The sequence below is a fragment of the Bradyrhizobium sp. S3.3.6 genome, from assembly GCF_040546905.1.
GTDB classification, from domain to species: Bacteria; Pseudomonadota; Alphaproteobacteria; order Rhizobiales; family Xanthobacteraceae; genus Bradyrhizobium; species Bradyrhizobium cytisi.
Genome location: NZ_JBEPOT010000001.1, coordinates 217,442 through 235,874, shown reverse-complemented (window position 1 = coordinate 235,874; position 18,433 = coordinate 217,442). Strand labels below are relative to the sequence as shown.

The 18,433-nt window shown below is 65.5% G+C and carries 19 protein-coding genes and 1 tRNA gene; 11 read left to right on the top strand and 9 right to left on the bottom strand.

All coding sequences use genetic code 11. From position 1 onward, the window contains the following. Positions 1-53 precede the first annotated feature (53 nt). The 7 genes from ABID59_RS01115 (at position 54) to ABID59_RS01085 (ending at position 5,696) form a co-directional block, all read left to right on the top strand. The gene (locus tag ABID59_RS01115; protein WP_354082180.1) at positions 54-1,004 is read left to right on the top strand and encodes a sulfonate ABC transporter substrate-binding protein; all 951 of its coding nucleotides are present in this window, start codon (positions 54-56) and stop codon (positions 1,002-1,004) included. A gap of 38 nt (positions 1,005-1,042) precedes the next feature. Further along, positions 1,043-1,996 (top strand): sulfonate ABC transporter substrate-binding protein, encoded by a 954-nt coding sequence (locus ABID59_RS01110; RefSeq protein WP_354082179.1) that lies wholly within the window; start codon positions 1,043-1,045, stop codon positions 1,994-1,996. Next, positions 1,993-3,171, top strand: a complete 1,179-nt coding sequence (gene ssuD / locus ABID59_RS01105; protein ID WP_354082178.1) for an FMNH2-dependent alkanesulfonate monooxygenase — start codon at positions 1,993-1,995, stop codon at positions 3,169-3,171. The genes ABID59_RS01110 and ssuD overlap by 4 nt, the downstream gene beginning before the upstream one ends. Further along, positions 3,168-3,974 carry an aliphatic sulfonate ABC transporter permease SsuC gene (gene ssuC / locus ABID59_RS01100; protein ID WP_354082177.1) on the top strand — a complete coding sequence of 269 codons (807 nt, stop codon included), beginning with the start codon at positions 3,168-3,170 and terminating at the stop codon, positions 3,972-3,974. Before ssuD ends, ssuC begins: the two co-directional genes overlap by 4 nt. A 7-nt stretch (positions 3,975-3,981) precedes the next feature. Continuing rightward, entirely contained in the window at positions 3,982-4,830 is an 849-nt protein-coding gene (locus tag ABID59_RS01095; RefSeq protein ID WP_354082176.1) for an ATP-binding cassette domain-containing protein, read from the top strand. Positions 4,831-4,861: 31 nt separating this feature from the next. Next, positions 4,862-5,443: a flavin reductase family protein gene (locus ABID59_RS01090; protein WP_148755363.1), complete on the top strand. Its 582-nt coding sequence runs from the start codon at positions 4,862-4,864 to the stop codon at positions 5,441-5,443. 97 nt (positions 5,444-5,540) lie between these two features. After that, positions 5,541-5,696 (top strand): hypothetical protein, encoded by a 156-nt coding sequence (locus ABID59_RS01085; protein ID WP_354082175.1) that lies wholly within the window; start codon positions 5,541-5,543, stop codon positions 5,694-5,696. Between the two features lie 33 nt (positions 5,697-5,729). Here the strand turns inward: ABID59_RS01085 and ABID59_RS01080 are convergent, their stop codons facing one another. The 9 genes from ABID59_RS01080 to ABID59_RS01040 form a co-directional block, all read right to left on the bottom strand. After that, positions 5,730-6,878: a M20 family metallopeptidase gene (locus tag ABID59_RS01080; protein ID WP_354082174.1), complete on the bottom strand. Its 1,149-nt coding sequence runs from the start codon at positions 6,876-6,878 to the stop codon at positions 5,730-5,732. A gap of 175 nt (positions 6,879-7,053) precedes the next feature. Beyond that, the gene (gene flbD, locus ABID59_RS01075) at positions 7,054-8,439 is read right to left on the bottom strand and encodes a sigma-54-dependent transcriptional regulator FlbD (RefSeq protein ID WP_148755365.1); all 1,386 of its coding nucleotides are present in this window, start codon (positions 8,437-8,439) and stop codon (positions 7,054-7,056) included. Positions 8,440-8,492: 53 nt separating this feature from the next. Continuing rightward, complete coding sequence (gene fliN / locus ABID59_RS01070) at positions 8,493-8,843, bottom strand: flagellar motor switch protein FliN (protein WP_148755366.1); 351 nt, start codon at positions 8,841-8,843, stop codon at positions 8,493-8,495. A gap of 3 nt (positions 8,844-8,846) precedes the next feature. Next, positions 8,847-9,467 (bottom strand): FliH/SctL family protein, encoded by a 621-nt coding sequence (locus ABID59_RS01065; protein ID WP_148755367.1) that lies wholly within the window; start codon positions 9,465-9,467, stop codon positions 8,847-8,849. Continuing rightward, complete coding sequence (gene fliG / locus ABID59_RS01060; protein WP_148755368.1) at positions 9,467-10,558, bottom strand: flagellar motor switch protein FliG; 1,092 nt, start codon at positions 10,556-10,558, stop codon at positions 9,467-9,469. Before fliG ends, ABID59_RS01065 begins: the two co-directional genes overlap by 1 nt. A gap of 18 nt (positions 10,559-10,576) precedes the next feature. Next, the gene (gene fliF, locus ABID59_RS01055) at positions 10,577-12,190 is read right to left on the bottom strand and encodes a flagellar basal-body MS-ring/collar protein FliF (protein WP_354082173.1); all 1,614 of its coding nucleotides are present in this window, start codon (positions 12,188-12,190) and stop codon (positions 10,577-10,579) included. Between the two features lie 188 nt (positions 12,191-12,378). Further along, positions 12,379-12,654, bottom strand: a complete 276-nt coding sequence (sciP, locus tag ABID59_RS01050; protein WP_002714638.1) for a CtrA inhibitor SciP — start codon at positions 12,652-12,654, stop codon at positions 12,379-12,381. Between the two features lie 229 nt (positions 12,655-12,883). Continuing rightward, positions 12,884-13,603, bottom strand: a complete 720-nt coding sequence (locus tag ABID59_RS01045; RefSeq protein WP_354082172.1) for a flagellar hook assembly protein FlgD — start codon at positions 13,601-13,603, stop codon at positions 12,884-12,886. Positions 13,604-13,616: 13 nt separating this feature from the next. Then, entirely contained in the window at positions 13,617-15,245 is a 1,629-nt protein-coding gene (locus ABID59_RS01040) for a flagellar hook-length control protein FliK (RefSeq protein WP_354082171.1), read from the bottom strand. A 348-nt stretch (positions 15,246-15,593) separates the two neighbouring features. On the opposite strand from ABID59_RS01040, the gene mnmA reads away from it, so the two are divergent. The 4 genes from mnmA (at position 15,594) to ABID59_RS01020 (ending at position 18,198) form a co-directional block, all read left to right on the top strand. Further along, positions 15,594-16,775: a tRNA 2-thiouridine(34) synthase MnmA gene (gene mnmA, locus ABID59_RS01035; protein WP_148755372.1), complete on the top strand. Its 1,182-nt coding sequence runs from the start codon at positions 15,594-15,596 to the stop codon at positions 16,773-16,775. A gap of 20 nt (positions 16,776-16,795) precedes the next feature. After that, on the top strand, positions 16,796-17,434 hold the full coding sequence (locus ABID59_RS01030) for a class I SAM-dependent methyltransferase (RefSeq protein WP_148755373.1): 639 nt from the start codon (positions 16,796-16,798) through the stop codon (positions 17,432-17,434). A gap of 46 nt (positions 17,435-17,480) precedes the next feature. Continuing rightward, positions 17,481-17,843 (top strand): hypothetical protein, encoded by a 363-nt coding sequence (locus ABID59_RS01025; protein ID WP_148755374.1) that lies wholly within the window; start codon positions 17,481-17,483, stop codon positions 17,841-17,843. A 278-nt stretch (positions 17,844-18,121) separates the two neighbouring features. Next, positions 18,122-18,198: transfer RNA gene (locus tag ABID59_RS01020), tRNA-Met, on the top strand. Positions 18,199-18,433: the final 235 nt, after the last annotated feature.

Sequence of the window (18,433 nt, the reverse complement as noted above, 5' to 3'; positions counted from 1 at the left end):
ACCATCATCCCCCGACATGAATGATGGCGGCCGTACGCGGCCGGGAGCCTGGAATGCAGCGTCGTGACTTTCTGAAACTGTCCGTTGGAACGGCGGCCGCGGCAGCGTTCGCGCCGCGTGCGAATGCGCAAGGCGCTGTGAAGGAAATTCGTATCGGCTACCAGAAGACCGGCGTGCTGGTCATCACGCGGCAGCGGGCTACTCTAGAAAAACATTTCGCGTCGCAGGGCATCGACGTGAAATGGATCGAATTCTCCTCCGGCCCGCCGATGATGGAGGCGATGAATATCGGCAGCGTCGATTACGGTGCGGTCGGCGATTCCCCGCCGGTGTTCGCGCAGGCCGCGGGCGCGGCGATCGTCTATGCCGCCGGCCAGCCTATCACCAACGGCCAGGGCATTCTGGTGCCCAAGGACTCGCCGATCCGCTCCATTGCCGACTTGAAGGGTAAGCGCGTCGGCTTCACCAAGGGCTCGAGCGCGCACAATGTCGTGGTGCAGACGCTGGAGAAGGCGGGCCTGACCTACGCGGACATCACCCCCGTCTATCTGACGCCGCCGGATGCCGGTCCCGCCTTTGCCAATGGCAGCATCGAGGCCTGGGCAATCTGGGATCCTTATTTCGCGATCGGCGAGACCAGGCAGAACGGCCGCATCCTGATCAATGCGCGCGAGGTCACCAAGACCAACTCGTTCTACATCGCCAACCGCGATTTCGCGAAGAATCACGGCGCGATCCTGCAACAGATCGTCGACGTCACCACCGCGACCGGTCAATGGGCCGAACAGCACCGCGACGAGGTTGCCAGGTCTCTAGCCGCGATCACCGGCGTTCCGCTGGAGATCCAGGCCGTCGCGGCCGATCGCGCCAATTTCGTGATCGGCCCCGTCACCGACGACATTGTCGCGACCCAGCAGGGCGTCGCCGACCGCTTCTACAAGCTCGGCCTGATCCCGAGGCCGATCGTCATCCGCGACATCGTCTGGCGCAGCACGGCGACCTGATCGTGCCAACCAATCTCCCCATTTCAAAAGGGTTGAACATGAGGCGTATCATTCAGCGTCTGATCGCGGCCATCCTGCTCTCGATCGGCATCGTCGCGGCGGCGGTCGGAACGTCCTATGGTCAGGACAATGTGGTTCGCATCGGCTACCAGAAATACGGCAAGCTGGTGCTGCTCAAGAGCAAGGGCACGCTGGAGCCGAAGCTCGCGGCCTCCGGCTACAAGGTGGTGTGGACCGAATTCCCGTCCGGCCCGCCGCTGCTCGAGGCGCTCAATGTCGGCGCGATCGATTTCGGCAACACCGGCGAAGCCCCGCCGATCTTCGCGCAGGCCGCCGGCGCGCCGATCCAGTATGTCGCCTATGAGCCGCCGGCGCCGAAGGGCGAGGCGATCCTGGTGCCGAAGGACAGCCCGCTGAGATCGGTCGCCGATCTCAAAGGCAAGAAGGTCGCGCTCAACAAGGGCTCCAACGTGCACTATCTCCTGGTCAAGGCGCTGGAGAAGGCGGGCGTCAAATATTCGGAAGTCGAGCCCGTGTTCTTGGCACCTGCCGATGCGCGCGCCGCCTTCGAGCGCGGCGCGGTCGATGCCTGGGTGATCTGGGATCCGTTCCAGGCCGCAGCCGAAGCGGCGACCGGTGCACGCACGCTGGCTGACGGCACCGACATCGTCGCCAACTACCAGTTCTATTTCTCCTCGAGGAAATTCCTCGAGGCCAACCCGAAGATCGTCGATGCCGTGCTCGCCGAGCTGAGCTCGGTCGACGATTGGGCCAAGGGCGACATCCACGCGGTGGCCGAACAGCTGGCGCCGGCGATCGGCCTGTCCGTCCCGGTGGTCGAGGTCGCGTTGAGGCGGCAGTCCTATGGCATCAAGCCGCTCACCGATGCCGTCATCGCCGATCAGCAGCAGGTTGCCGACGCGTTCTTCGCGCTCAACCTGATTCCCAAATCCATCAAGATTTCCGACGTGGCGCGGAGACCAGGAACATGAGCAAGGTCATGAGCAAACAAAGTAACGCCAACATCCTCTGGTTCCTGCCGACCCACGGTGACGGCCGCTATCTCGGCACCGGCATCGGCGGCCGCGAGGTCAACTTCAACTATCTGCGCCAGATCGCGCAGGCGGCGGATCAGCTCGGCTATTTCGGCGTGCTGTTGCCGACGGGCCGGTCGTGCGAGGATTCCTGGGTGGTCGCGTCCTCGGTCGCGCCATTCACGGAGCGGCTCCGTTATCTCGTCGCTGTCCGTCCCGGCCTGCAATCGCCGACCGTGGCGGCGCGGATGACCGCGACGCTCGACCGCATCACCAATGGACGCCTGCTGGTCAACGTCGTCACCGGCGGCGATCCCGTCGAGAACAAGGGCGACGGCATCTTCCTCGGCCATGACGAGCGCTACGAGGTCACCCGCGAGTTCCTCAACGTCTACAGCGACCTGCTCGCCGGCAAGACCGTGAATGTCGAGGGCAAGCACATTCATATCGAGGACGGCAAGCTGCTGTTCCATCCCGTGCAGTCGCCGCGGCCGCCGCTTTATTTCGGCGGCTCGTCCGATGCCGGCATCGATGTCGCGGTCGACGCCGTCGACAAATATCTCACCTGGGGCGAGCCGCCGGCGCTGGTCGCCGACAAGATCGCGAAGGTGAGGGACATCGCGGCTGCGCGTGGCCGCAAGCTGTCCTTCGGCATCCGCCTCCATGTGATTGTCCGCGAGACCAGCGAAGAGGCCTGGAGCGCCGCCGACGAGCTGATCAAGCATGTCAGCGACGACACCATTGCCGCCGCGCAGAAGAACTTTGCGCGGATGGATTCGGTCGGTCAGCAGCGCATGGCGCAGCTCCATGGCGGCAAGCGCGACAAGCTCGAGATCGCCCCGAACCTCTGGGCCGGCGTCGGCCTCGTGCGCGGCGGTGCCGGCACGGCGCTGGTCGGCGACGCCCAGACCGTCGCCGCACGCATCAGGGAGTATCAGGATATCGGCATCGATACCTTCATCATGTCGGGCTACCCGCATCTGGAAGAAGCCTATCGCTTCGCCGAGCTGGTGTTCCCGCTGCTTTCGCTGGAGCAGCCGGGCAACGTGACCAAGCTGCACTTCAATGGCGGTCCCTTTGGCGAGACGGTCGGCAGCGATTACCGTCCGCAGCATCGGGTGTCGCAATCATGAGCTTGATCGATAGCGTTTCGCTGCCACGCAGCTTCCGCCTGCCGCGTGTCGACGGACTGGTCCAGTGGATCGTGCCGCTCGCCATTATCGCGATCTGGCAAGTGGCGAGCGTTACCGGCTTCGTGCCAGTGCGCGTGCTGCCGGCGCCGAGCGATGTCGCGCTCGCCGGCTGGAAGCTGCTGCTCTCCGGCGAGCTGATCCGCAACATCTGGGTCTCGTTCTGGCGTGCCTCGATCGGCTTCCTGATCGGCGGCAGCATCGGTTTTGCCTTCGGGCTAGCGAACGGCCTGTCGCAGCTCTCCGCCAAGCTCACCGACACCACGCTCCAGATGGTGCGCAACGTGCCGCATCTGGCGCTGATCCCGCTGGTTATCCTCTGGTTCGGGATCGACGAGAGCGCCAAGCTGTTTCTCGTCGCGCTCGGCGTGTTCTTCCCGATCTACCTCAACACGCTGCACGGCATCCGCACCGTCGATCCGCAACTGATCGAGATGGGCCGCATCTACGGCATGAGCGACGGCGAGCTGTTCCGCCGCGTCATCTTCCCCGGCGCGCTGCCGTCGATCTTCGTCGGCATCCGCTTCGCGTTGGGCATCATGTGGCTGACGTTGATCGTCGCCGAGACCATCGCGGCGTCCTCGGGCCTCGGCTACATGGCGATGCAGGCGCGCGAGTTCATGCTGATCGACGTCGTCGTGCTCTCGATCCTGATCTACGCCCTGCTCGGCAAGCTCGCCGACAGTGCCTCCCGCATGCTGGAGCGCCTGACGCTCTCCTGGCACCCCGCTTTCCAGAAACGCTGAGAGTGACATGCAGACAGCCCTTCGGACCTCCCTTCCGGAAACCGAGCTCGCCAGCCGCGCCAATTTCGCGCCGGCCGCCCGTGTGGCGCGCGAGGACCGCCAAGAACGCCAAGTGCATACCAGCGGCCTGCCGCTCAGCATCCGCGGCTTGCGCAAGTCCTTCGGTGACAATGAGGTGCTGCGCGGGATCGATTTGCACATCCCCGCAGGCCAGTTCGTTGCCATCGTCGGAAAGAGCGGCTGCGGCAAGAGCACGCTGTTGCGTCTCATCGCGGGCCTGGAAAAGATCGACGCCGGCAGCATCAGCTTCGGCGATGCGGCGATCCAGCCCGAGGATATCCGCGTGATGTTCCAGGAGCCGCGCTTGCTGCCCTGGGCGCGAGTGCTCTCCAATGTCGAGGTCGGCCTCGGCCGCGATCGTTCATCCGGCGATGCGCACGCGCGTGCCGAGAAGGCGCTCACCGAGGTCGGGCTCGTCGACAAGCGCGACCAGTGGCCGTCGGTGCTGTCAGGCGGCCAGAAGCAGCGCGTCGCGCTCGCCCGCGCGCTGGTCTCCCGACCGCGCGTGCTGGCCTTCGACGAGCCGCTCGGCGCGCTCGATGCACTGACCCGGATCTCGATGCAGCGGCTGCTAGAGCGTGTCTGGCGCGACCAGGGCTTTACCGCGATCCTGGTGACCCACGATGTCGCCGAAGCGGTCGCGCTGGCCGACCGGGTGCTGGTGATCGACGAGGGCCGCATTGCCCATGATGTCATGGTTAACGTCGCTCGTCCCCGCGAGCGCGGATCCGCCGAACTGGCGAGCCTCGAGGGCTCGATCCTGAGCCACCTTTTGTCGGCGGACGATCGTACCTAAATAGAGAGGACCCCGCTTCGGGGAGCATGCCATGAATGTAGTCCCCCGCGAGCTCATGACCGAAATTCCCGTCTCGTCCGCCGATTTCCGCGGCGCCATGCGCCATCTCACCGGCGGCGTCAGCGTCATCACCGCCGGACGGGGCAAGGACATCACCGGCATGACGGTCACGTCCGTAACCTCGCTGTCGGTCGATCCGCCGACGCTGCTGGTCAGCATCAACCGCGATGCCTCGTCTTTTCCGCTGATCCGTCGCTACGGTGCCTTCGGCGTGAACATCCTCGCGGCCGATCAGCTCCACGTCGCGGAACGCTTTGCCGGCAAGGGTAGCCTGAAGGGTGCCGATCGTTTCGCCGGCGCCCAGTGGGTCACGGCTGTCTCCGGCGTCCCGCTGCTGGTCGGTGCCTTGTCCGCCGTCGATTGCGAGGTCGAGGAGATCGTCGAGCGCCATTCGCACGGCATCGTCATTGGCCGCGTCAGGGACATCAAGAATTCGGCCCGGACCGCGGCGCTCGCCTATTGGCACGGCCAGTATGTGGCGGTGGATCAGGACGAGGATGCCGCAAGGCTCGCCGACGTCAGCGTTCCCGCGCGCGGCCGCCGCGGCGTTTGATCACCGCAGGCATTAGGCTGCGCAGGCTGGCCTTTTCTCCCTCATCGCTCTAGAAGCGCCTTGAGCCTTCTATCCGGGACGGCCATGGAGCGGAACGATGAAGCGCGTCGGGACCTGGGCCTTCTACGCCGTCGGCGCGCTGGCGATCGTTTATCTCGCGCTTTACGCCTATGCGACGCTCCGCGGCCAGCCGTTCGTGCCGGGCGATCCCATCCATATTTTTCGCAAGCCCGACGCGCCGAGTTATTCGTGACGGATTTGTCTAACCCACCTACCGCACCAACATTCACCCCCGCAAAATCGCCAGCGCCAGCGCCTGAGCGCGCGGCACGATGCTGTCGAGCTCGAGATATTCCTCCGGCGAATGGGCGAGGCCGCCCACGGGGCCGACGCCGCAGATGGTCGGCGTCCCGACCGCGGCGGTGAAGCCGGAATCGGCGCAGCCGCCGGAGAACTCGCCTTGCAGCGTGGTGAGGCCGGCCTGCTTTGCGGCGGCCTGATAGTTTTCGAACAGCGCCTTCGAGCTCTCGCTCTGCACCACCGGAACGAATTCGCCCTTGATGGTCAGCACAGCACTCGTGCCGGGCACGTAAGGCGTCGCGACGATCCGTTCGATCTCGGCCATGACAGTGGCACGGTCCTTTGGATCGACGTAGCGCATGTCGATCTGGCCCTCGGCGTAAGGCGCCGTCGTGTTGACCGACTGGCCGCCCGCGACTAGCCCGACATTGAGCGTGATGCCCTTGGTGAGGTCGGTCAACGCATGAATCTGGATGATCTTGTGCGCGAGCTCGCCGACCGCACTGATACCCGCGGCGAAATTGGCGCCGGAATGCGCTGCCTTGCCGGTGACGGCCATATGCATGAAGATGCCGCCCTTACGGCTGGTGACGACATTGCCTGTTGGCCGGCCCGGCTCGGAATTGAACACGGCGCGCGCAGAGCGCCCCTCGCGTTCGATCACCGGCCGCGACGAGGGCGAGCCGATCTCCTCGTCCGAGGTGATCAGCAGCTTGATCGGATGCGGGTTGCCGCCGAATTTATGGAAGGCGGTGGCGACGAAGATGTTCATCACGACGCCGGCCTTCATGTCGGCGACGCCGGGTCCATAAGCGCGCTTGTCCTTGATGGTGAACCGACGACGTCCGGCCTCGCCCTTGCCGAACACGGTGTCGCGATGCCCCATCAACAGCACCGGCTTCTCGTTGCTGCCGGGCTTTGCCACCTCGGCATGGATCGCATCGCCAAACGTGCCGTGGCTCTCCCTGCGCGAGGGAAGGCCGTGCTCGGCAAAATGTCGCTCGAACCGCGCACCGACCGCATCGACGCCTTCCTTGTCATAGGATCCGGAATCGATGTTCACGACATCGCGCAGCAGATCGATCATCGCCTGCCGCTGCGACACCAACCAATCCGTGATTTGAGATTCAGACATCTGGTTCCTCGCGTGGGTCACGTGCGGGGTTATAGGGCCTCGCGTCGTCATGGCCTAGTCGCGTGGCGCGGCCCGGTCATGCGAAGGATGCTGTTGAGGTTGGCAGCCTGCCCTAGAAGCAAAGACGCCCGGGACCAGCCCGGGCATTTGCATTCCCTCGCTATCGACTGGAGCCCTACGCTCCCACCATCGGCATCCGCGGATACTCACCTGGCGTGCCCGCCGGGGTGATCGGGATGCCGCCGTCGGAATATTCATTGAGCTTGTTGCGCAGCGTGCGGATCGAGATGCCCAGGATGTTCGCGGCATGGGTCCGGTTGCCGAGGCAGTGTTTCAGCGTCTCCAGGATCAGATCGCGTTCGACGTCGGCGACGGTGCGCCCCACCAGCGCCCGCGTCACCTGCTCGGCGGCCATGGTCGCGTGCGCCACCGCCGGCACTGTCTTGGCGAGATCGAGGCGATCGCCGTCCGGGGTGAGGATCGCATCGGGTCCGATCTCGTCGCCCTGCGCCATCAGCACCGAGCGGTGCATGGTGTTCTCGAGCTCGCGGACGTTGCCCTGCCAGCGGTTGGTGGAGAGCACGCGGCGCGCTTCCGCCGAGATCGGCCGCACCGGCACGCCGTTGGCTTCGGCATATTTCTTCACGAAATGCTGGGCGAGCTCGAGAATGTCGGCGGGACGCTCGCGCAGCGGCGGGATCTTCAGGTTCACGACGTTGAGGCGGAAAAGAAGGTCCTCGCGGAACGTGCCTTCGCGCACGGCTTCCACCAGATTGCGGTTCGAGGTCGCGATGATGCGGATGTCGACCGCAACAGGCTTGGTGCCGCCGACGCGGTCGATCACGCGCTCCTGGATGGCGCGGAGCAGTTTTGATTGCAGGCGAACGTCCATCTCGGAGATTTCGTCGAGCAGCAGCGTGCCGCCGGTGGCTTCCTCGAATTTGCCGATGCGGCGGGCGATCGCGCCGGTGAAGGCACCCTTCTCGTGGCCGAACAGCTCGGACTCCAGGAGATGCTCGGGGATCGCGGCGCAGTTGATCGAGATGAAGGGCCGCTTGGCGCGGGCCGAGCGGGTATGGACGTAGCGGGCCAGCACTTCCTTGCCGGTGCCGGATTCGCCGGTGATCATCACCGAGGCGTCGGAGCCCGCGATCTGCTGGGCAAGCTTGACGACGCGCGCCATGGCTTCGTCGCGATAGATCAGCTCGCGGGAATCATTGGCCACAGCGGCCAGCACCGCCGCGATCAGCTCCGGATCCGGCGGCAGCGGGATGTATTCCTTGGCGCCGGCGTGGATCGCGGCGACCGCGGCGCGGGCGTCGTTGGTGATGCCGCAGGCGACGATCGGGGCGTGGATGTGCTCGGCCTCGAGCCGCATCACGAGGTCGCGGATGTCGAGGGCGACGTCGACCAGCAGCAGGTCGGCGCCCTTACCGCCGCGCAGCACGCGCATCGCCTGCTCGTGATCCTCGGCGTGGGTCACGGTGGCGCCGTTCTCCATCGCGATCTTGGTGGCGGTGGTGAGCTGGCCCTTCAATGTGCCAACGATGAGAAGCCGCATGTCAGTCTCCTGTCCGTCTGTTCGCGCTATCGCGCGTCATTCCTTTGCAAGCGCTAGCTGCGTTCGGTCCTGATGATTTCAGTCATGGTGACGCCGAGCTTGTCCTCGACCAGCACCACCTCGCCGCGGGCGACGAGCTTGTTGTTGACGTAGATGTCGATGGCCTCGCCGACGCGGCGGTCGAGCTCCAGCACGGTGCCGGGCCCGAGCTTCAACAGCTCGCCGACATCCATCTTGGAGCGGCCGAGCACCGCCGAGACCTGCACCGGCACGTCGAAGACGGCCTCGAGGTCGGCGGCGACGCGCGAGGCATATTCGTCCTCGCTGTAGCTCACATCGGTGCCGGTCGGCGGCAATGGGCCGTTGAGGTCGGGCAGCGGGACCTGTCCGTCGTTGTCGCTCATGGCTTAATTCCCCCTGCGGGACGCGATATAGCGTCCGACCATGTCGTCGATCTTGGCCGCGATGGCGCTGCGCTCCAGCACGACGCCGCCATCGGCCCATTCGATCCGGCAGTCGCCGGTGGCAATGTCGGGCTCGGCCAGGATCACCAGCCGTCCTTCGAATCCGCTCTGCTTGGCGAGCCGCTCGATCTTCTCGCGCGCGCTGTCGTAGAGCGCGTCGTTGATGCGGACCACGAGATGCGGGGTGGCGACCAGATGCGAGAAGCAGTCCTTGACCAGCGCCATGATCTCGCCGAGCGGCTCGGCGGCGACCAAGTCGGCGCACAGCTTGCGGGCCACGGCGACCGCGACGTCAACCGCCTCGGTCTCCATCTTGCTCTCGATATTGCCGATGCCCGACGCGATGCCCCGGATGCCGATGTTGATCTCTTCCATGGCGAGCGCGACGCGGCGGTCGCTCTCGGCCTTGGCCTCGCGCTGGCCTGCGTCAAAGCCGTCCTGATACGCGCGCGCTTCGGCTTCCGCGAGCTTCTGCGCGATCTCGGCCACGGTCGCGGCCTTCTCGCGCGTCCGGTCGGGTGCGGCGAAGTCGGTGTCGAACAGGAATTTGGCCGGAGCGCCCATCAATACACCAGCTCGTCGTCGGCGCGGTTCTTGGTCAGCATGATCTCGCCCTTGGCAGCGAGGTCCTTGGCGAGGTTGACCAGCAGTGCCTGGGCCTCGTCGACGTCGCGCAGGCGAACCGGGCCCATCGCCGCCATGTCGTCCTGGAGCATCTTGGCCGCGCGCGAGGACATGTTGCCGAAGAAGAAGCTGCGGACGTCCTCGTTGGCGCTCTTCAGCGCCACGCCGAGCTTGTCCTTGTCGACGTTGCGCATCAGCGTCTGGGCCGAGCCGGAATCGAGCTTCACGAGGTCGTCGAAGGTGAACATCAGCGCCTTGATGCGCTCGGCCGATTCCCGGTTGTCCTCTTCCAGCGAGGTGATGAAGCGGGTTTCGGTCTGGCGGTCGAAATTGTTGAAGATCTCCGCCATCACCTCGTGGGCGTCGCGGCGACGGGTCTGCGAGAGGTTGGACATGAATTCGGTACGCAGCGTCTTCTCCACGCTCTCGATTACCTCCTTCTGCACCGCCTCCATCTTCAGCATGCGGTTGACGACGTCGAGGGCGAGGTCCTCGGGGAAGATGCCGAGCACGCGCGCGGCATGCTCCGGCTTCAGCTTCGACAGCACCACCGCGATGGTCTGCGGATATTCGTTCTTGAGATAGTTGGCGAGAACCTCTTCCTGCACGTTGGAAAGCTTCTCCCACATGTTGCGCCCCGCGGGGCCGCGGATCTCGTCCATGATGCCGTTGACGCGCTCGGGCGCCAGATATTGCTGGAGCAGCCGCTCGGTGGCGTCGAAATTGCCCATCAGCGCGCCGGACGCCGACATGCGTGAGACGAATTCGAGCAGCATGTCCTCGACCGTATCGACCTCGACGGTGCCAAGCGTCGACATTTCCAGCGAGAGCTGGCGCACCTCGTCATCGTCGAGCAGACCCCAGATCTTGCCGCCATATTGCTCGCCGAGCGCCAGCATCAGGATCGCCGCGCGTTTCGGCCCCGCCACCGCTTCGGTCTTGGCGCCCGCGCGGCTGCCGGCACGCTGACCGAGCGTGGAGATCACGCTGGTGATGTCGTTCGAGTTGGCGTTTTGCCGGTTGCCGGCCATGTCAGTTCACTTCTCGAATCATTTCGCGGGTTCGGTCAGCCATTGACGGATGATGGCGACGGTTTCGTTAGGGTTGCGCTCGGCGAGCTCGCCGACACGATGAACGGACTGGGCGTGGACCTGGCCTTGCACGGTGGCGACGTCGATCGCGCTCGCGGCGCCGCTTGGCAGCAGCGCCTGGCCGCCGGCCGGTGCGGTCTCGTCCAGGGCGGCGGGGCCGGTGAGGGCACCGGAGATGGCGGCGGCAACCTCCTCGGAGGCGAGGATGCGCTTCACCAGCGGGCGGATCACCATGAACATCACGATCAGGCCGAGCAGCATCATCACGCCGAGCTCGACGAAGTACATGACGTCGTCCTTGGTGAACTGCAGCATGCCGAGGAAGCCGCTTGGCTCGGCGATCGGGGCGGTGGAGGGGGCATCTGCAAAGCGCAGATTGACGACCTCGACCTGGTCGCCGCGCTTCTGGTCGAAGCCGATCGCCGAGCGCACCAGGGTGGCGATGCGGTCGAGCTGCTCCTTGGTGCGGTCGGTGTAGGCGAGCTCGCCCTTGTCGTTCTTGGTGTAGATGCCGTCGACCAGCACCGCGACCGAGATGCGGTTGACCCGGCCGGCCTCGGTCACTTCGGTCTTGGTGGTGCGGGAGATCTCGTAATTGTTGGTCTCTTCGGTCTTCTTGCTCTGGTCCTTCGCTGCCGGGCCGCTGTTCTGCTGCTGGCCGGGGAGCTCGTTGTTGACCGTGACCTGGCCGTTATTGTCGGCGGTCATGCTCTGCTCTTCGCGGGTCTGGCTCGAGCGCAGCACGCGGCCTTCGGGATCGAACTTGTCCGAGGTCTGGGTGACCTTGTTGAAGTCGAAATCGGCAGAGAGCTGGACGCGGGCGCGCCCCGAGCCGACCACGGAGGAGACGATGTCCTCGACCTGCTTGCGCATCCGCTTCTCGTAGGCGGTGCGGCGCTCGTCGCCGACCGCCTGCTCCGGATCGGTCTGGGCACCATCGGCAAGCAACGAGCCGGCTTCGTCCACGATCGAGACCCGCTGCGGCTTCAAGCCGTTGACGGCGGAGGCGACGAGGTGGCGGATGGCGCGGATCTGCTGGGCTTCGAGCGATCCACGGACCCGGACCACGATCGAGGCCGACGGCTCTGGCGCCTCGCGCGAGAACAGCGGACGCTCGGGCAGCACGAGGTGGACGCGGGCGGCCTGGATCCGGTCGATGGCGCGGATGGTGCGGGCGAGCTCGCCCTCCAGCGCGCGCAAATGATTGATGTTCTGGACGAAGGAGGTGGTGCCGAGCGCGTCGGACTTGTCGAACACTTCGTAGCCGACCCCGCCGCCCTTGGGCAGGCCGCCCTCGGCGAGCTTCATCCGCAGCCGCGTCACCTTGTCCTTCGGCACCATGATGACGCTGCCTTCATTGCGCAGCTCGAACTGGATGCCCTGGCGCTCCAGGTCCTTGATAATGCCGGAGGAATCCTCGACGCTGAGGTCGGTGAACAGCGTCGTCATCTGCGGCGTGGTGACGCGCATGATGACGAAGGCAAAGAAGCCGATGAGCGCGGCGGTGACCGCGATCATCGCCCCGAAGCGGGCGGCGCCGATACCTTTTAAAAAGTCCGCAAGACCTTGCAAGCAACCGCCCCGAAGCTTCGACCCGCAACTGAGCGGCCGAGTGGGCAATTATTGCCTAGGTGATGGTTTCGATATGGTTAACGAAGGTTAAGAGCTCGGACAAAAGTAGCGCCAAAACGAAACATGAAAAAAATCGGCCTCGCACAGCGGGGCCGATTTTCGTCAAAAGCAGCAGATTTCCGGGTTGCTTACTGGCGATATTGCTGGATGCGGGTGGTGCGAAGGCCCGCCAGACCGTGCTGGTCGATGGAAAACTGCCAGGAGAGGAATTCGTCGACCGTCAGGGTGTACCGGCTGCAGGCCTCTTCGAGCGAGAGAAGTCCGCCACGAACTGCGGCAACGACTTCAGCCTTGCGGCGGATGACCCAGCGTTTGGTGCCGGGGGCGGGCAGATCTGCAATCGTCAGCGGACTGCCGTCCGGCCCGATGACGTATTTTACCCTCGGGCGATGGGGTTCTGTCATGGCGTACTCACAAACTCTCAACCACTGAACTCACTTCGCAACCGTACGCATGCGGGCTTAAAAATCCGCTAAGCCTAAGGCTTCAATACAATTCTCGTTGAAACTTGCGGGAACACGACCGGCCCGGCGGGCAGAAAACGCAATTTCAGCCGGCCGAGCGGGGTCTTCGTAAATACTTTACTAAGAAACAGGGCGCGCAAATCGCGCGTATCGGCGCAAAGCGCGAGGTCTAGCTGCCGCTGCTGCTGCTGGCGGCGACGACGCTCTTCACCTGGTTCAGCGTGTAGCTCTGGCCGTCGATGGTGAGCAGCGGCGGCGACTGGGTCAGGTCGACTGACGACACCGTGCCCTGCACCTGCGCCGAAATGCCGACATTGTTGTTCGAGGCGTCCTTGCCGGTCGCCGAGATCGTGTACTTGCCGTCGGGCCATTGCGTGCCGTCATTGCCCTGGCCGTTCCAGGTGAAGGGAATGTCGCTGCCGGCACCCGCGGAATATTGGCCGGTGAACACGGTCTGGCCGCTGGAGTTGGCGATGGAGATGTTGACCGTGGCGCTGGAGGGCACGTTGAGATGCCAGGTCGCCGACGAGCTCTTCATGGTCGCGGTGGTGCCATCGACCACCGCGGTCTTGCCGACGAAATCCAGCGCCTGGGTCGCCTGCGTGGTCTGCTGCAAGGTGACGAGCTGCGACAGCGAGTCGTTGGTCTTGAGCTGCTGCTCGACGCCGGCGAACTGCACCAGCTGCTGGGTGAACTGGTTGGTGTCGAGCGGATCGAGCGGGTTCTGGTTCTGCAGCTGGGTCGTCAGCAGCGTCAAGAAGGTCTGGAAGTTGCCGGCGAGCGTCGCGCCCGTGGACGAGCCCAGGCTCGAGCTCGACGAGGAGGACGACGACGTTTGCGTCGTGCCGGAGACGACGGCAGGTGCGGTGGCGGAATTCGTGGTGGTCATTTGCGAATACTCCTCACACTCTGATGTCGACGCCGCTGCTCGATCCGAGCATGCGGCCATAGCTGCGGCTCACGGGCGCGGCCGCGGCAGAATCGTCTTCACTGATGATCAGCCGGCGGGAATTGCCGGAATTGTCGTTGTTCTGGCCGGAGTTCTGTCCCGACGAATTCTGGTCGCGCAGGCTGAAGGAGAGTCCGTTGCTGCCGGTCTTGAGGCCGGCATCGTCGAGCGCGCGCTGCAATTGTGGCGCGTCCTGCCGCAGCATCTGCAGTGTCTCCGGCTTCTCGACGGTGAGATGCGAGGTGACCTGGCCGTTGCGGTCGACATTGATGCGGACGTCGATGCGGCCGAGATCGATCGGATCGAGGCTGATGTCGAAGCGCGTCTTGCCGGAGCGCGCGGCGGCCGCGATCTCGACCGGGATGCCGCTGATCGGCACGGCGTTCGATGTCGCCGCGGTCGCTGTCAGCGTCGCGGTGGAGGCGGTGGCCGCCGACGTCGTATTGGTCAGCGGCGCCTGCACGGCGGAGGCGGCTTGCGCGCTGGCGTCGGTCGTCGCAGCAGCAACGGCTTGCGTATCGGCATGGGCGTGCGTGGTCGGCGCGGCCGGCGTCGCATCGGCCGTGCGATTGGCAGCATCGGCCTTGGCGTCGGTCGCGGCGCTGTCGGCCTGCGGCTTGGCGGCTTCCGGATGCGCGGCGGCGTTGGTCGCCGTCGCGGCATTTTGCGCAGTGGTCGCGGCCTGCGCGGTCTTGCCGGTATCCTGGCCGATATTGGAGACGTCGGCCTGGCCTTGCGCGGTCGCTGCAGCCTTGAACGACGTTTTGGGCGTGCCCTGGTCGACCGCGGTGAGCTGCGCGGCGTTCGCCGTCGCATCCGTCGCGGTGCCGTCGGTCGTTGTAGCAGCCGCATCGGCGAGCGCGGACTTCGCATCGGCGGTCTTGCCGTCGGTCTTGGCCGTCTTGCCGGTCGCATCGGTCTTGGCGCCGGCGATCTGCGCCGCGGTCGAGGCGCTGGCGGCGATGCCGGCGGCTGCGATCGTCAGCGGCGAGGAGGCGGTGTTGGCGGCCTGGCCGGCTGTCGCATTCGGATCGACCGGAACCACGGCCGCCGCGACGGGGATAGTGGCCGGATCGGGCGTCGCCGCCGGCGTCGCGGCGGCCTGTGCTGCGGCAGAGGCGTCGACCGCGGCGGCGAGGCCGTCGGTGGTGCCGTCGGTCTTGTCGCCCTTGGCGTCCTTGGTCTCCTGCGACTTGTCGCCCGACTTGGACGCATCGCCCTTGTCCTTGGTATTGGCCGTCGCCTTGGTCGGATCGGCCGGCGTATCGCTCGTGGCTTGCGTCGAGGAATCCGTGCTGTCGCTCGCGGCGCTCTGCGAGGACTGATCGGTCGAGGAAGAGTCGCGCGTGCTCCGGTCGGACGAGGAGGACGACGACGACGAGGACGACGAATCGGTCCGTCTCGGTGTGCTGTCCTGGCTCGCGGACGAGGCGCTGTTGCTGATGGCCTGGGTGTTGCTGTCGACCAGCGCGCCGAAGGAGTCGCTCGGCGTCGAGTCCTTGGTGCTCTGCGACCGGGCAGGCTTCTGCTGCGCGCTGGAAACCTGCGCGCTTGCCGCTACGTCTGACGTGACACCGACCACAGGCGACCCCTCGAAAACATCTTCGGGCTAGAAGGTCAGCAAGGAGCGGGCCAATCCTTCGAATTGTCATTTTATGTAGCGATATCAATATCTTGTGGAATCTGCAGCACCCCCGCCATCTGCGCGAAAACCCCGTCATTTCTGCCGCCCCGGCAAGAATTGCCGTAAGCTTGGGGCGGCCGCGATTGCTTCACCGGAATGCGGCCTATATTAAAGGGTGCTCTCAGCCGCTTTCGACCGGGCAGGCCGTGCCCTTCGGGAACTCTTGGTTCCCGGGGACCGCCAGTGTCCCGGCCAAAGGCACAGAAATCGCGGATCGCGAACGTCGCCGTCACAACTGCTAGGCCCATGCTCAACAGTCTGGATCTCGAAGGCCGTCCCGAGGACACCAGGGTCGTCGTTGCCATGTCGGGCGGCGTCGATTCCTCGACGACGGCTGCGCTGTTGAAGGCGGAGGGCTATGATGTCGTCGGCATCACGCTGCAGCTCTACGACCATGGGGCGGCGACCCACCGCAAGGGCGCCTGCTGCGCCGGCCAGGACATTCATGACGCCCGCGACGTCGCGGCCAAGCTCGGCATTCCCCATTACGTGCTCGACTACGAGGACCGCTTCCGCGAGTCAGTCATCGACAATTTCGCCGACTCTTATGCGCTTGGCGAGACGCCGGTGCCGTGCATCGAGTGCAACCGCTCGGTCAAGTTTCGCGACCTGCTGAAGACCGCGCGCGAGCTGGGCGCGCAAGCGCTCGCCACCGGCCATTACGTCGCCTCGCGCCGCCGCGATGACGGTTCGCGCGCGCTGGTGTGTGCGGCCGACAGCGACCGCGACCAGAGCTACTTCCTGTTCGCGACCACGCAGGAGCAGCTCGATTTCCTGCGCTTCCCGCTCGGCGACATGACCAAGCCCGAGACGCGCGAGCTTGCGCGCCGCTTCGGTCTCTCGGTCGCCGACAAGCACGACAGCCAGGACATCTGCTTCGTGCCGACCGGCCGTTACACCGACATCATCACCCGCCTGCGTCCGAACGCGATGGACCCCGGCGACATCGTCGATCTCGACGGCCGCGTGCTCGGCCGGCATCACGGCATCGCCAATTTCACCATCGGCCAGCGCCGCGGCCTCGGCATTGCCGCCGCCGCGCCGCTGTTCGTGGTGCGGCTCGAGGCGGCCAACCGTCGCGTCGTGGTCGGCCCGCGCGATGCGCTGAGGATGCACCGCATCGCCTTGCGCGACGTCAACTGGATCGGCGGCGGCGACATCGACCGCGCGATCGGTTCTGGCCTCGAGCTGTTCGTCCGCGTCCGCTCGACCCGCAGCCCCCAGCCGGCGTGGCTGCGCGGCGCTGATGGCCATTACGAGGTCGAGCTCGTCGCCGGCGAAGAGGGTGTTTCGCCCGGCCAGGCCTGCGTGTTCTACGACGCGCCCAGTGGCCAGGCCCGCGTGCTCGGCGGCGGCTTCATCCAGAGCGCTGCCGCGAAGGTCGCGAGCAACACGGCGCGGCCGCTCGTGGAAGCGGTGCGCGGCTAAAAGATATCCGGGGCAGGGGCATGGCAGCAGACATCTCGCGGGCCGGGGTCGAGAAGGCCTATGGCCGCTGGGCGCCGGTCTACGATCTCGTGTTCGGCAAGGTGTTCGACGCCGGCCGGCAGTCGACCATCGCCGAGGCCGACCGCATCGGCGGCCGTATCCTCGATGTCGGCGTCGGCACCGGTCTCTCGCTGTCCGATTATTCGCGCACCACAAAGATCTGCGGCGTCGACATTTCCGAGCCGATGCTGCGCAAGGCGCAGGCGCGCGTGCGCGCGCTTCGCTTGAGCAATGTCGAAGTGCTCTCGGTGATGGACGCCAAGAACCTCGCCTTCCACGATGGCTACTTCGACGCGGTGGTCGCGCAATATGTCATCACCGCCGTGCCCGATCCCGAAGGCACGCTCGACGAGTTCGTACGCGTGCTCAAGCCCGGCGGCGAGCTGATCCTGGTTAACCACATCGGCGCCGAAAAGGGGTTTCGCAAGCTCTCCGAGCTCGCGTTTGCGCCGTTCGCCCGCCGCCTCGGCTGGCGTCCGGAATTCCCGTGGCAGCGCCTGGTCGACTGGGCTGCAAAGCACGGCGGCATCACGCTTGCCGAGCGCCGTCCCATGCCGCCGATGGGCCATTTTTCGCTAATCCGCTACCACAAATCGTAATGTTCAGAGGCTGGAACAGAGCGCGCGCTTCGCGCGTTTCCTGTCCATGCGCACGACATCAAACATCATCCTGGCTAGCCTCGTGATTGCAGCCGCCGGCGCCGCGGTCGCGCAGGCGCCGCCCGCCCCGGCGACGCCGCCGCAACAGACCGCGCCGCCATCCCCGCAGCACGCGGCCGACTGCACGCCGCAGGACCGCCCGAACCGCGCCACCACGCCCGACGGCACCACTACCGGCCAGGCCCGGGAACCGCTCGGCGACAAGCTAGCAAAATCCGACGGCGTGCTCTGCCCGCCCGCTGGCGTCGATCCCGAAATGCACGCCCCCGCACCGAGTACGGATGGCAAAATGCCCGTCATCCCGCCCCCCGGTAGCCCCGGCGGCGACCCCACGGTCAAGCCGAAATAGGCCGTAGTGCCGTACCCCAAAACGTCGTCATGCCCGGGCTTGTCCCGGGCATCCACTTCTTGGGACCGCAGATTAAGGCGTGGATGGCCGGGACAAGCCCGGCCATGACGGATTCGGCGGGGAGTTCGGCCCAAAACAGGCTGATCTGTCCCCACGCGGACCTGTCCCGCCGAAGCTTTCGCGAAAGCGGAAGCGAAGGCGGATTGACTTCCCGCCGCCCCCTTCATTATATGCCGCGCGTTCGCGAGATCGGCCTTATCAGGCCTTCGCGACCCTGTGGCGGGGTAGCTCAGCTGGTTAGAGCACGGGAATCATAATCCTGGGGTCGGGGGTTCGAGTCCCTCTCCCGCTACCACCTTTCCCCACACTCCCGTTACTCGGTTGGGGTAGGCGGCTTCTCCGAGCAGGGCATTTAGGCGCCCGGCTATCTCGACCGCTACTCCGCCTGATCTGGCTGGATCCCGAAACACCGTGACCGTATCGACAAGGTCTCGAATGGCTTCTGCGGCCTCCGCGTCGCCGGTTGCGACACTTTTCCCCAATGCGTCTTCCAGCCGATTGAGCTGTTCCTCATACCGGTTCAGGACAGC